General features: G+C 57.4%; 10 protein-coding genes and 1 pseudogene. All 11 read left to right on the forward strand.

Translation table 11 applies throughout. From position 1 onward, the window contains the following. Positions 1–204: 204 nt before the first annotated feature. The 11 genes and pseudogenes from GBM95_RS08885 (at position 205) to GBM95_RS08940 (ending at position 13,379) form a co-directional block, all read left to right on the forward strand. Positions 205–1,593 carry an MmgE/PrpD family protein gene (locus GBM95_RS08885; RefSeq protein ID WP_152158773.1) on the forward strand — a complete coding sequence of 463 codons (1,389 nt, stop codon included), beginning with the start codon at positions 205–207 and terminating at the stop codon, positions 1,591–1,593. A gap of 89 nt (positions 1,594–1,682) precedes the next feature. Continuing rightward, positions 1,683–3,086: a DASS family sodium-coupled anion symporter gene (locus GBM95_RS08890; RefSeq protein WP_226963248.1), complete on the forward strand. Its 1,404-nt coding sequence runs from the start codon at positions 1,683–1,685 to the stop codon at positions 3,084–3,086. 48 nt (positions 3,087–3,134) lie between these two features. Next, positions 3,135–3,473 carry a UxaA family hydrolase gene (locus GBM95_RS08895; protein WP_152158775.1) on the forward strand — a complete coding sequence of 113 codons (339 nt, stop codon included), beginning with the start codon at positions 3,135–3,137 and terminating at the stop codon, positions 3,471–3,473. Further along, the gene (locus GBM95_RS08900) at positions 3,466–4,680 is read left to right on the forward strand and encodes a UxaA family hydrolase (RefSeq protein WP_152158776.1); all 1,215 of its coding nucleotides are present in this window, start codon (positions 3,466–3,468) and stop codon (positions 4,678–4,680) included. Before GBM95_RS08895 ends, GBM95_RS08900 begins: the two co-directional genes overlap by 8 nt. A 43-nt stretch (positions 4,681–4,723) precedes the next feature. Continuing rightward, positions 4,724–5,044 carry a UxaA family hydrolase gene (locus GBM95_RS08905; protein ID WP_152158777.1) on the forward strand — a complete coding sequence of 107 codons (321 nt, stop codon included), beginning with the start codon at positions 4,724–4,726 and terminating at the stop codon, positions 5,042–5,044. Then, positions 5,041–6,255 carry a UxaA family hydrolase gene (locus tag GBM95_RS08910; RefSeq protein ID WP_152158778.1) on the forward strand — a complete coding sequence of 405 codons (1,215 nt, stop codon included), beginning with the start codon at positions 5,041–5,043 and terminating at the stop codon, positions 6,253–6,255. Before GBM95_RS08905 ends, GBM95_RS08910 begins: the two co-directional genes overlap by 4 nt. Before the next feature lie 99 nt (positions 6,256–6,354). Further along, positions 6,355–7,572 (forward strand): annotated as a pseudogene (locus tag GBM95_RS12715) (aromatic amino acid transaminase). A gap of 491 nt (positions 7,573–8,063) precedes the next feature. Further along, entirely contained in the window at positions 8,064–9,254 is a 1,191-nt protein-coding gene (locus GBM95_RS08925) for a mandelate racemase/muconate lactonizing enzyme family protein (protein ID WP_152158781.1), read from the forward strand. A 191-nt stretch (positions 9,255–9,445) separates the two neighbouring features. Beyond that, positions 9,446–10,834: a C4-dicarboxylate transporter DcuC gene (gene dcuC, locus GBM95_RS08930; protein WP_152158782.1), complete on the forward strand. Its 1,389-nt coding sequence runs from the start codon at positions 9,446–9,448 to the stop codon at positions 10,832–10,834. 104 nt (positions 10,835–10,938) lie between these two features. Next, entirely contained in the window at positions 10,939–12,291 is a 1,353-nt protein-coding gene (locus tag GBM95_RS08935; protein WP_152158783.1) for an MmgE/PrpD family protein, read from the forward strand. A 110-nt stretch (positions 12,292–12,401) separates the two neighbouring features. Continuing rightward, on the forward strand, positions 12,402–13,379 hold the full coding sequence (locus GBM95_RS08940) for a LysR family transcriptional regulator (protein WP_152158784.1): 978 nt from the start codon (positions 12,402–12,404) through the stop codon (positions 13,377–13,379). The last annotated feature ends 91 nt before the right edge of the window (positions 13,380–13,470 follow it).

Consider the following 13,470-nt stretch of genomic DNA (forward strand, 5'->3'; position numbering starts at 1 on the left):
TACTCCATCACGGAAGTAAACAATGCAGCGGCGGCGAAGCTCGAGCTGGGCTTCAGGAGGGGCCTTGCGGCCGTCGAGGGTTGTGGTGGTTTTATCTTCGTAACTCATTTATCAATTATAACATAACCGTAGCCGCTTGTCAACTATTTTGTGCCTATGTTAATAGTTCGCTGACGCACGTGCCGGTTGGTCAGGAGGTCTTCAATGACTGCCTTCTCACCGTCGCGCGCATGCGCCGACTTTGGCGCCAATCTTTCCTTCAGCGACATCCCGCTCGATGTCGTTGACCGCATGAAGCGTGATCTGCTCGACTGGTGCGGCTGCGCCATCAAGGGGTCTAGAGATCCTGCCTCAAAGCCCGCCCGAGAGGTCGAGCAGCTTCTCGGCTGGGCGCGCGAAGCAGGCGTATTTGGGGAACCCTACGCAGCCGATTTCAGATCCGCAGCCTTCATGAACGGCTATTACGGTCACATCAATGAGATGGACGATGTGGACCGCGCATCGATTTCGCACCCGGCCACATGCGTGATTCCGGCAGCACTTTCTCTTTCGCTCTTTACCGGAGATTCGGCGGATGCGAAAGCTAAGAACGGCGCGGATATTCTCACTGCCGTCACGGCTGGTTTCGAGGTGATGCTGCGCATCGGAGCTGCGATTACGCCGGCGCACTACAAAATCTTTCATACCACGGCAACTACGGGGCCTTTCGGTGCAGCCGCCGCCGGGGCCCGAATTTTGGGGCTCAGCCCTGAACGCACGCTCTGGGCGATCGGCAATGCCGGCTCCTGCGCTGCGGGCCTCTGGCAGTTCAATCCCGATGGAGCAATGACCAAATTCATGCACGCGGGAAATGCAGCAGGGAACGGCGTTTTCACAGCGCTTCTTGCGCGCGCAGGCTTTAGTGGTCCGGCTCACGTGCTCGAAGGCGGGCAGGGGTTCTTTGCGGGCTTTGCCCGTCAGGAACCGAAGATCGAATTTTTTGAAGATTTCGGCAAATACTGGCGCGCTGGCGCGGTTTCCTTCAAACCTTACCCGTGCTGCCGGCACACGCATTCAGCGATTGACGCAGGCATTGCGCTTCATAAGCAGCTCGAGCCCGGCGAAACCATCACGAAGCTCAAGCTCCACACCTACAGTACGGCTCTTTCGATTGCCGGCAAGACCGATCCGCAGACTGGCCGCGAAGGGAAGTTTTCGATCACCTACTGCGTTGCCTCCGCGATCGTCCGCGGAGTCATGCGGGAAACCGATTTCACGGAAGAGGCGGTTCAAGACCCGCGCGTTAAGGCCATTGAACAGGTGACGGAGGTGATCGACGACCCTGCGATCAATGCCTGCGTGCCGAAGAACTGGCCCTGCCGCATTGAAGCCGTGACGAGCAGGGGGCGGGAGCTTTCTGCTCAGATTCAGGCCCCGACGGGCGACCCGGAAAACGAAGTTTCCTGGGATCAGCTCGCCGACAAATTCCGAATGATGACCGACGGCATTTTGAAGAGCGCGATTCAGGATGAGTTCATCGCCTGCTGCCGCTCGTTCGAATCTGCCGGCCCCGATGCCGGAGCGGAAATCTTCCGCATTGCAAACGCCAAATAAAAATTCATAAGGCGCTTCCCGGGCCCTGCTAGAGGCTCGAGAAGCGTGTGCGATGAGATTACTTTGACCTACAAAAGATAAAAATGATTATGAAAAACTATTTAAAGCTGATTGCAGCAGCATCGCCGCTGCTCCTCCTATTTATGGATCCTCCGCAAGGCATGACGCCTCAGGCGTGGGGCCTTTTCCCGTTCTACGCCTTTGCTATTTTGGGCATCATGCTGCAGGCCATGTCTGAAGCAGCTGTAATGATGATTGCGCTCGGCGCTTATGCCGTCATTATGCGCGGGCACGGCGTCGCGCTTTCGGGTTTTTCTCTCACGATGACCTGGCTTGTAGTCGGCGCTTTTGTCATCTCTCAGGCATTCCAGGATACCAATCTCGGCCGCCGCATCGCCTATTGGATGATTGGCAAGTTCGGCCGCACGTCGCTTGGTCTTGGTTATGCCGCTGCTTTTTCGGACGCGATCATTGCACCGGTGACGCCTTCGAACGCAGCCCGCACGGGCGGCATCATTGCACCGATCTTCGTCTCGATCTCTCAAGCGCTTGGGTCTACGGCTGAAGAAAATCCCCGCCGCATCGGCGCGTATCTGATGCAGCTGCTTTATATCGTCTCAATGATTACGGGCATTACGTTCCTTACGGCCTATGCCGCCAATACTGTTATCTGGCAGCTTACGAAGGATATGCTCGGTCTCGAGATCTCCTGGCTGCAGTGGACTACGGCCTTCTGCGTGCCTTCTCTCGCAATGATTCTCCTTGCCCCTTGGCTGCTTCATAAAGTGTACAAGCCGGAAATCGGCGTGATCGACAATAAAGCGCTTGCCGCCAAGGGCTTGGCCGAACTCGGGCCCATGTCGAGGAATGAAAAGTTCCTTCTGTTCTTCTTCCTGATGGCGATTGTCGGCTGGGCAACCGGCAGCTACACGAAGATCAATTCGACCGCCATCGTGCTCGGCCTGATTGCCGCCTTCATTCTTTCGGGCGTACTGTCCTGGAAGCGCATTGCGACGAACGGTCAGGTCTGGTCTACCCTTGTCTGGTACGGCGGCATCCTCGGTCTTGCCGGCGCTCTCAACAAGTTCAAGTTCTTCGACTGGATGGCGGGTCTCCTTCAGGCCAACGTCGACTTCAGTCAGTTCTCGCAGATCGGCATTCTGATCTTCCTCTGCGCGATGGGCACCCTCTGCCGTTATCTCTTTGTGTCCTGTGGCGCGTACATGGCATCGGTCGTACCCGTGCAGTACGCTATCGGCCTTGCTGCAGGTCTGCCGCATTGGGAGATGTTCCTCGTCTTCGTGAACGTCGGCGTGATGGGCGCGCTGGTGACGCATTACGCCAATGCTGCGGGGCCGGTGCTCTTCGGTCAGGGCTACGTGCCGATGAAGCGTTGGTGGGCGAACGGCCTCTTCTTCACGCTTGTCGGCTACGCTGTCTATGCCATCATCGGCATCCCCTGGTGGGCTTGGCTTGGACTTCTAAGCCTTTGATGCCTTGACTGTCCGTCTCCCAGATCTTCTCTATCAGGATTCGTGATCATGTTCCGCGCACTGCAGATCTCTCCGCTTGACAATATCGCCACCGCCATGTGCGATATACCGGCAAATATGCCGTTTGACGTCATTAGGAGCGGCTGCGAAAGCGGCGATATGATCACGGCCCGCGCCTTCATTCCGTTTGCCTACAAAGTTGCCGTGAGGCCGATCGACCCGGGAGAAAACGTGCTCAAGTACGGCGAGGTCATCGGTCGAGCCACGACGCGGATTGAAGCGGGCGAACTCGTGCATGTGCAGAACATGGAAGGCTGCCGGGGCAGGGGAGACAAAACGATCGAGGGTGAGAAAACTGCGCCGGCAGAGGAGGCTCACCATGTCTGAGCATTCTTTTTTCGGCTACATGCGGTCGGACGGCAGCGCGGGCGTACGCAACTACGTGCTGATTCTGCCGATCCATCGCTCGCTCAAATTCATTGCGTCAATGGTCGAGCGCATGACGCGCGGGACGCTTCGATTCGATATGCCGGCCGAAACGGGGCGTCCAAAGAAGGATCGCGAGACGATCGCCCGCACGCTTATCGGACTCATGAAGAACCCCAATGTAGGCGGCATCGTGATCCTTGCAGAGTCCTCGAGGACGGATTCCTCATATCCAAATATGGAGAGCGAACGGTTCCTCTCAGAAGCGGACGCGCTTGGGAAGCCATGGCGCGCCGTATATCTGACTAACTCTGGAGGCGCCGCTCACATGATCGGCGACGCGCTTCTTGCTGCCCGAGAGGTGCTTGTGCAGGCTTCGCGGACGAGGCGGACGGAATGTCCGCTGAGCGCGCTCTCCATCGGCGTCAAATGCGGCATTACTGATGCCACTTCAGGTCTCGCAGGCAACCCCTGCGTCGGTGCCGCCGTGGACCGGATCGTAAGTGCGGGCGGGACGGCCTTTTTTTCGGAAACAACAGAAATTATCGGCGCTGAGGATCATCTGGCCGTTCGAGCCGTCACTCCAGAAGGCGCGAAGATGATCCGGGCTGCTGCCCGCAGGTGGGAGGAGAAGGCGCTTGCCTCCGGCGAGGACGTAAGGGCGATCAATCTTATTCCCGCTAGTCAGGCAGCCGGCCTTTCTTCGCTTGAGGAAAAGTCTCTCGGAGCGATTTCGAAGAGCGGTCATCTTCCGATTGAAGGCGTCCTCCGGTACGGCGAGCATGCGCCGACGCACGGCCTCTGGTTCGTCGATGCCTGGATGGCGTCCCTTTCGCTTCCGCTCAGCTTTGCCGCCAATGGCGCTGCGCTTGTGATCTTTCAGATGGGCGGCGGCGCGATGCCGACCCACCCCATGCTGCCGGTAATCAATCCTGGCCTCGTTTCTCCGCTCGTCTACGTGACCGGTAATCCGCGAACCTATGAAAAGTCTCCGGAAAATTTCGATTTTGACGCCTCCGCGATCATGACCGAAGCTCGACCCGTGGAAGAGGTCGGCGAAAAGCTTCTTGAGCTTCTTCTCGACATTGCTTCCGGCACTATGACCAAGGCGGAAACGCTTGACTACGACGAACAGCTTGAAATGTACCTTGAGGGTCCGGTGCTCTAGGGGACGCCGCGCCAATCAATCACTTCCCCTGAGGAGTTTCATCATGCCCAGAGCGTTGCTGCTCGACGCCGCAGACAATGTGGCTACTGCCCTCGAGCCCCTGCGTCCAGGAGCCTCGGTCGAGTTCATTCTGAAGGGTGCGCCTTTCGGCTCCCCCGTTACTGTCGAAAATGAGATTCCTTTCGGCTTCAAGGTGTCCGTGAAGACGATTCAAAAAGGGGATCTCATCATAAAGTACGGCCGTCCGATCGGCCGCGCGATCACAGACATCGCGCCGGGACGCATTGTTCACGTTGAAAACATTGAAGGCTGCCGCGCCGCGGCGACCGCAGCGCTGCTCAGTAATAGTGGAGTTGAATCATGACGGACAAGACTTTCCTCGGCTTCATGCGTCCCGACGGGCAGGCAGGCGTGCGCAACGTCGTGCTGGTGCTTCCGATTGTGCGCTCGCTCAACTTCATCGCTTCCAACGTCGCCCGGATGACCCGCGGCACGGTACATTTTGAGATACCAGCTGAAACCGGCCGCCCTAAGAAGGACCGTGAAACGATCGCCCGCACGATGATCGGACTCATGCAAAACGCCAACGTCGGCGGCATTGTCCTCCTAGCCGTGAAGCGCTCTTCGGGTTCGGCCTACCGCAATATGGGACTCGACCGGTTCGCTGTGGAGGCGAAAGCCTCCGGGAAACCGTACCGCATCATCTGCCTTGATGAAGCTGGCGGTTCCTACGGGCTTCTCGGCGAAGCGCTCCGTCAGACGCGCGAGGTTGTACTTGCTGCAACGGACTTCCGCCGCTCAGTGTGCCCGCTGTCCGCTCTGACGCTAGGCGTCAAGTGCGGCACTTCAGACGCCACTTCCGGCATTGCCGGGAATCCCACGGTTGGTGCGGTGTTTGATCGCGTCGTAAGGGCAGGGGGAACAGCATTCTTCTCTGAGACGACTGAAATTATCGGCGCTGAGGATGAAGTTGCTGCCCGCGCAGTGAATGAAGCCGTGGCGCGCGATATCTACGCCGCAGCCAAGCGCTGGGAGGATAAGGCGCTTTCGACGGGTGAAGACATCCGAGCGATCAATCCGATTCCGGCAAACATTGCCGCAGGTATTTCCACCCTTGAGGAGAAGTCTCTCGGCGCGATCTCCAAGAGCGGCCATGAACAGATTCAGGGCGTGCTCGACTACGCTGAACGGCCTTCGCACCCGGGGCTTTGGTTCGTCGACTCCTGGATGTCGTCGCTCTCTCTCCCGCTCTGCTTTGCCGCATGCGGCGCTTCGATCGTGATTTATCAGATGGGCGGCGGCGCTATGCCCATGCACCCCATGATGCCAGCCATCAATCCGACGGTGGTGTCGCCCTTCCTCTATGTTACGGGCAATGCCAATGCGTATCAAAAATCGCCGGACAACTTCGACTTTGATTCGTCCTCAATCATGACTGAAGCCCGGGACATCGAAGTGGTCGGCGAAGAGCTGCTCGATCATCTGCTGAGGATCGCATCGGGAACCTATACGAAGATGGAGACGCTCAACTACGCCGAACAGCTTGAGATCTTCATGGAGGGTCCAGAGCTCTGAGTCTCATGACGACTCAAGAGATTTCCCGTACGCCGGATCGTCCGCTCGAGAAGAGCAGGGTCCGGCGTTCATTTCTTCATTTAGAAAGGAGCAGCTCCCATGCTCGTTGAAAAATTCGAGGCGATCCCGCCTGCACCTGCTGATCCTATCATCGGCATCAGCGATCGTTTCCGTGCGGACCCACGAAAAGAGAAGGTAAACCTGACCGTCGGCAACTATCTTGGCGCGGATGGCTGCATTCCGCTGCAGCAGACGGTGAGAGAGGCAGAATCGAGACTGCTCCATCGCGGGACCGTACATAGCTATCTACCGATCGAAGGGTACGGGCCTTACTGCAGGCTTCTTGAAGAGCTCGCCTTCGGGTCGAAGTCCGAGGTACTCACCACGAATCGAGTTTCGACCATTCAGGCACTCGGGGGAACCGGCGCTCTTTATGTCGGCGGGCTTTTCGCTAAAACTGCGCTTGGAATCCGTCACGCGTCAGTGCCCAACCTTACTTGGGGCAATCATCGGGCACTCTTTAGGCTCGGCGGGCTAACGGTATCGGATTACAGCTATTACGACAAGGCGAAGAGCTGTCTCTCCTTTGAGCGGATGCTCGAAGACATGCGCGCCCTTCCGCAGCCTTCGCTTGTTCTGCTGCAGGTCTGTTGACACAATCCCACCGGACTCGACTTGAGTCCTGAGGAATGGAAGCTTGTCCTTGAAACGGTCGCCGCCTGCGGGCACTTGGCGTTTCTTGATATGGCCTACCAAGGTTTCGCCGAGGGACTTTGGGAGGATGCAGCGCCTGTACGCCTCTTTGCATCGAGCGGTTTGCCCTTCCTTCTCTCCGTGTCGCTCTCCAAGGGCCTCAGCCTTTATGGAGAACGCGTAGGAACTCTGCACGTTGTTGAACCCGTTTCGCGCGAGGCGACGGCCGTGCTTTCCGTGCTCAAGCAGGCCGCAAGAGCGCTTTACTCCAACCCGCCCGCACACGGCGCGAAAATCGCGGCGGAAGTGCTCGGTGATGAGGAACTTCGGATCCGCTGGATGGGTGAGGTCACGGAAATGCGAAAGCGCGTTCAGGCAATGCGGCAGGGACTTTATGAGGCGGGAAAGTCCTTCGGGGTAGATCTTGGTTTCGCCCTGAAGCAGCGCGGAATTTTTTCCTTTACCGGTTTTTCGCCCGAGGAGATGGAGTGCCTGCGCGTTCATCACGCCGTTTACGGTATTGACAACGGCAGGATCGCCATGGCGGGTCTGACCGAACCGGTTCTGCAGCACGTGGCCGGCGCGTTTGCCGACGTGCTGAATCGCCGAGTCAATTGGCTGTAAACATCAGTACCGATTTATGATTAGGTGAAAGTCATAATAAAGCTGAAGCGGGTCCGACGCTCTGAAAAGGCGACGAACCCGCCGAGAGCGCTTTTCTCCCGCAGTTGACGTTAGAAAACTTGAGATGAGATTCAATTTCATCAATCGAATCTCTTTAACCATTCGGTTTCCCTTTCCAAAAATACCTCTTAATGAGCATAAATGCCGCAGAGAGCGAATCGGCGCGAAAAATGAGAAAAACGAAATCGTCGCCCAATTCTTACCGCTTTTGAGGTATTCGAAAAACGCTCTTGCTCTCTTAATGGACTAACTGGTATACCGACATACAAGGATTCCAACAATCCTTTTGCTGCGGAATTTTCAATGCCGGGGATGTGGCTGAGATGAACGGAGGAGGGCGCCGCCCGCCGGACGCTCTCCTTCCAGATCAAGAGGTCGAAAGAAATTCAGCGGCACTCAGACCGCACAAAACTTTATGGAGAAAGTGCATCATGAAGATCGTGAGCGTTGACATCATTGACGTCAAGAACCCGTACCAGTCCGCCGTGTCCAAGTGGCGTCCTGTGGTTGTCCGCATCAATACCGATGAAGGCATCAGCGGCTTCGGCGAAGTCGGCATGGCTTACGGCGTCGGCGCTTCTGCGGGCTTCGGAATGGCGAAGGACCTTGCCAAGATCATCATCGGCCTCGACCCGATGAAGTCCGAATTCATCTGGGACAAGATGCAGAAGAAGACCTTCTGGGGGCAGGGCGGCGGCACGGTCGTTTCGGCTGGCATGTCCGCGATCGACGTTGCGCTCTGGGACATCAAGGGCAAGGCTCTCGGCGTTCCCTGCTACCAGCTCCTCGGCGGTAAGTGCCGCGACGAACTCCATACCTACGCCTCACAGCTGCAGTTCGGCTGGGGTGATCCGGAAAAGAAGGAACACCTCACTACCCCTGAACAGTACGCCGCCGCTGCGGTCCAGGCCGTCGAACAGGGCTACGACTGCATCAAGGTCGACGTCAACGAAATCGATGAGCAGGGCTTTGCCAAGAAGCGCAACCTCTACGGCGCTTTTGCCCGCCGCGACCTGATGGTCGGCTACAAGCGCCTGAAGGCAATTCGCGAAGCGATCGGCGACAACGTCGACATCATTGTTGAGGCCCATGCCCTTACCGACAAGGTTTCTGCGATCGAATTCGGCCGCATGATCGAGGAATTCCGCATCGCCGCCTACGAAGAGCCGGTGATGAACCTCAATCCGATGTGCCTGAAGGAAGTCCGCGAACATATCAGCATCCCGATCGCCGCCGGCGAACGCGTCTTCACGCGCTGGGGCTATCGCCCCTTCTTCGAAAACCACATTATCGACCTCATTCAGCCCGACATCGGCACCTGCGGCGGCATGTCCGAAGCGAAGAAGATCTGCGACATGGGCCACATCTACGACACGACCTGCCAGATCCATGTCTGCGGCGGCCCGATCATGACCGCGGCCTCCCTGCAGCTTGAGGCGGCTATTCCGAACTTCGCGATCCACGAACTCCACCGCTACGCGCTCCTGGAAGGCAACCGCTGCACCTGCAAGTACGACTACCTCCCCGAAAACGGCAAGTACAAGATCCCCGATCTGCCGGGCATCGGCCAGGAACTTACCGATAAGTCGATTGCGGAATCCCCGAAGGAAACCGTGAAGTAATCCCGATGCGGTCTTCCGGCCGCCTGAGGTCTTTTGAAGAAATCCGCGGTTTCTGTCTTTACCGGATTTTCTTCTCCATGACCGGCAGCGGCCGGAGCGCCGTTTTTTTACAGGAGCGGCATCAGCGCTTCCTTGGGCGCCTGACATGAAGCTTCCTGAGGCTCGTACAGTAATAGAGCAGGAAACCGAAAATGCTCGGCTTAATCATTTCTCTCATCGTGATCGTCTGGGTAGGCTGGATGATCGCCAAGAAGGGGTACGCCACAGCGGTCCTTATGATCGCCGGCGTCGTGCTCCTCGCATGCGCGGTGCTTATCGATGCGGATCCCGGCATTGCGCTCAAGAAGGGCACTGGCAGCGCCTTCTTCGACATCTTCAAGGTCGTCGAATCAACTCTTTCGACCACGCTCGGCGGTCTCGGCCTCTCGATCATGGCGATGGGCGGCTTTGCGCGCTACATGGATACGCTTCATGCGGGTTCGGCGCTTTACGCAGTTGTCGGCGGCCCTCTCAAGTACATCCGCTCCCCTTATATTCTTGCCTGTATGGGCTTCGTCGTCACTCAGATCATCGGCATGGCAATCCCGAGCGCTTCTGGTCTTGCGCTCATGCTGATGGTGACGCTCTATCCAGTGCTCATCCGCGCGGGCGTTACGCGCATGACGGCCGTCTGCATCATCGCCGCAAGCCGCTTCTTCGACCTCGGGCCGGGCAGCGCCAACTGCATGCTCGCTGCGCGTACGTCCGGCATTGAATGGGCCGAATACTTCCTCGGCTGGCAGATGAAGATCTATTTCCCGCTCCTCATCTGCATGCTCGTCGCACAGTACTTCACCCAGAAATACTGGGACAAGCGCGAAGGCATCGACGAGGGCTATCAGGCTCTGCAGGAACAGTTCAAGAAGGAAGCCGCCCAGGAACTGCCAGTTCCTAAGCTCTACGCCATTCTTCCGATCGTTCCGCTCGTCATCCTCCTCGTCTTCAACCCGGTCGTCATCGGCCGCTGGGGCATCAGCATCAAGGTCGGCGTTCCGGCTGCGATCGTCCTTTCCGTCCTTACGGCTATGGCTTTCGAACTCATCCGCACCCGCAAGGTGCTTGAAGTTCTCGGCGGCATGAAGGCCTTCTTTGAAGGCATGGCCAAGCAGTTTGCCGTAGTGGTGGCGCTTATTGTTGCGGGCCAGGTGTTCGGCAAGGGCCTCATTGCCATCGGCGCGGTCGACTCCCTCATTTCGGGCGTCGAATCGATGGGGCTCGGCGTCGGCTTCATGGTAGTCGTGATGAGCCTGGTGATCGGCGTGGTCGCTTTCCTTATGGGTTCGGGCAACGCTCCGTTCTTCTCCTTCGCATCCCTAATTCCGGGCATCGCTTCGAAGTTCGGCGTTCATTCCGCAGATATGCTGCTTCCGCTGCAGACCATGACCGGCTTCGGCCGCACGCTCTCCCCGGTGACGGGCGCCATTGTGGCGGTAGCGGGCATCGCGGGAGTTTCTCCCTTCCAGATTGTGAAGAGAAACGCAATTCCGCTCGTGCTCTGCATCCTGCTCAACTACGTCCTTACGTTCACGATCGTCATCTGATTCTGATCGAAACATGATCCTCAGTTCTGCTTTCCCCGCCTTCCGCCATGAGGAATGTGCTCAGGGGAAAGCAGGACGTTACCGCATATAGAAGGAGATCCTCCATGGACGAACCTCTCCAGGCCGGGCTGGCCCGCTTTATCTCGCGGTGCGATTACAACAAAATCGCCGAAAAGTTCGTTGACGATGCAAAGCTGCGCGTCCTAGACTGGATCGGTTGCGCAGTCGCCGGCGGCGGCTATCCGCAGACCCGCATGGCGCGGCAGCTGATGTCTGTCGCCGGATGGAATCCGCAGGCCTTCGCTCTCGGCATGCCCTTCGATGTCCCCGCAAGGAGCGCCGCATTCATCAACGGCATTGCCGGTCACGTCTGCGAACTCGATGACGGCCACCGCACGGCGATTGGACATCCAGGCTCCGTTACGGTTCCCGTAGCCTTCGCGCTCGGTCAGGCGCAGGATTCAACAGGCAAGGACTTCCTCAAGGCCGTCATTCTCGGCTATGACGTCTTCACGCGGCTCGGACGAATGGTCAACCCGACGCACTACCGCTGCTGGCATACGACTGGAACCGTCGGCACTTTTGCTGCCGCTGCCGCTGCTTCCAGTCTCCTGAAGCTCACGCCTGACGAGGTCAACAATGCGCTCGGCCTTGCCACTACGATGAACGGCGGCCTCGTCGAGAGCTTCGGCTCTCATGCTAAGGCGCTCAATATCGCTGAGGCCTGCCAGAACGGCATTGATGCGGCTCTGCTCGCCAAAATGGGTTTCACAGGCTCACACAGCGCCATCATGGGACCAAAGGGCTTTATCGCGGCCACATGCACGGATCCGCACCCTGAAAATCTAGAGAATCCTTCTGAGGAAACCCTTGTTTCCGATACGGCATTCTTCAAGAAGTACTCTTCCTGCGGGCATACCAATTCCCCTCTCGACGGGCTCTGTGCGCTGATGAAGGCTCATCCGGACATTAAGCCTGAAGCAGTTGAGAAGATTACGGTGCGCACCTATCGAGTCGCCGTTGACATCACCTCCAAGCTCAAGGCAGCAACCGAAGATGAGGCGAAGTTCTCGCTTCCCTACTGCTTCGCGGTGCAGCTCATGTTCGGCTCGGTTGGTCTCAAGCAGTTTGCTGAGTCGATCAGAAAGAGCCCCGAGGTGCTGGCGCTTGCAAAGCTCGTGAAGGTTGACGAAGATCCGGAGGCTACGGCCGCATTCCCAAAACGCCAGGCCACGGTCGAAATAACGCTCAAGGATGGAACGACCTTCGTCGAGAAGCGTCTTGGATCGTCAGATGATGCTGATCTCGCGCTCGTCGAAAACAAGTTCGAATCCGCCGCGGCCATGATGGATAAGGACGCCCTCAAAGAAATCGAACAAATTGTTCTGCATCTCGAGGACTATCCCAACATCCTGCCGCTGGTTGCTCAGCTGAAAACGCTCAAATTCAAGGATTAGCGGAGAAATGCGGGCGGGAATTAACAAAGTCGTGCGCCGCAGGAAATGGTTTTAGGAACTTGACTAAGGGTCTTGGACCATGAGCCACACTGAAGCGCTCAGCTTTGAGGATGGGAAATCCCGCCCGCCTTTCTTTCTGCGGCCGGCATGGGTGCATACATGCCGGTTTTTTCTATTCCCGCGCAATCTTCGCGAAGACGCAGAGCGAGGGAACCCCTATGAGCTGCACCGATCAAGTTCTCTTTTCCCGAAATGCGGAAATTTTCGTCGACATCGCTCGAACGAGGTCTTTGAGCCGCACAGCTGAGAACTTCGGGGTTTCCATTTCGGCTGTTTCCCGACAGCTTGCGGATTTCGAGCCTTCGCTGTCCGTTGAGCTTTTCGACCGTGCGCGCCGCCCTCTCGTCCTGACGCCGGAAGGGAGACTGCTTCACGGTGAGCTTCTTTCCCTCATGAAGTCTGCCCAGGCAGCCCTCAAGCGCGTGGAAGCTGCCGGGAGTCTGAAGCCATCACTGCACTTGGGGCTGATGGAGAGCTTCGCGGAAAGCGCGGCGCCGCATCTCATCGTCTCTCTCAGCAGTTCGGTTCGTTCGCTTGTATGCCTCACCGGAGGCGCCGATCGCCTCGTAGAACTGCTGCGTGACGGTAAGGTCGACATCATCCTTTCCATCAATCCGTGCTTCGAGAATTCCCGGCTTCGCAGACATCTTCTTTTGGAAGAGCCTTCGGTGATCATTTTCCCAAAGCGGGCTGGCGTCGGGATCTCACGCAGCTGGACATGGGGAGAACTGGCTTTCTGCGGACTGCCGCTCATCAAAAACTATTTCGCAAGCGGCGGCGGGCGGCTCGAGAGCCGACACTTGACAACGCATGATCTCAACTTCGTCTCGAAGCTGCAGACCGACAACAATGCATTGTGCATCAAAATGGTCGCAGAAGGTGCAGGCTGGGCGATCATCCGACCCTTGACGCTCCTCGCGCATGAGTATCTTTTGCCTGAACTTCAGATATATGCATCGCCGGATCCAGGCGTAAGGCGCAAAGTCTATGTACTTGCAGACGAGAAGGTGCCTCAGGACCTTCGGTGAATGTCAAGTGAGCTTTCGCCGATTTTGTTCTTAAAAAGTAGGTTGTAGTCTGAGCTCAGTGAGGGCTTTGCCCTCTCCGCCTTCGGCGGAT

Origin of the sequence: Sutterella seckii (genome assembly GCF_009183815.1) — a bacterium.
In the GTDB taxonomy this organism is placed as follows: Bacteria; Pseudomonadota; Gammaproteobacteria; order Burkholderiales; family Burkholderiaceae_F; genus Sutterella; species Sutterella seckii.

Coding starts and splice junctions, on each gene's coding strand:
- GBM95_RS08885 (WP_152158773.1), top strand. CDS start 205: ATGACTGCCTTCTCACCGTCGCGCGCATGCGCCGACTTTGGCGCCAAT.
- GBM95_RS08890 (WP_226963248.1), top strand. CDS start 1,683: ATGAAAAACTATTTAAAGCTGATTGCAGCAGCATCGCCGCTGCTCCTC.
- GBM95_RS08895 (WP_152158775.1), top strand. CDS start 3,135: ATGTTCCGCGCACTGCAGATCTCTCCGCTTGACAATATCGCCACCGCC.
- GBM95_RS08900 (WP_152158776.1), top strand. CDS start 3,466: ATGTCTGAGCATTCTTTTTTCGGCTACATGCGGTCGGACGGCAGCGCG.
- GBM95_RS08905 (WP_152158777.1), top strand. CDS start 4,724: ATGCCCAGAGCGTTGCTGCTCGACGCCGCAGACAATGTGGCTACTGCC.
- GBM95_RS08910 (WP_152158778.1), top strand. CDS start 5,041: ATGACGGACAAGACTTTCCTCGGCTTCATGCGTCCCGACGGGCAGGCA.
- GBM95_RS08925 (WP_152158781.1), top strand. CDS start 8,064: ATGAAGATCGTGAGCGTTGACATCATTGACGTCAAGAACCCGTACCAG.
- dcuC (WP_152158782.1), top strand. CDS start 9,446: ATGCTCGGCTTAATCATTTCTCTCATCGTGATCGTCTGGGTAGGCTGG.
- GBM95_RS08935 (WP_152158783.1), top strand. CDS start 10,939: ATGGACGAACCTCTCCAGGCCGGGCTGGCCCGCTTTATCTCGCGGTGC.
- GBM95_RS08940 (WP_152158784.1), top strand. CDS start 12,402: ATGGGAAATCCCGCCCGCCTTTCTTTCTGCGGCCGGCATGGGTGCATA.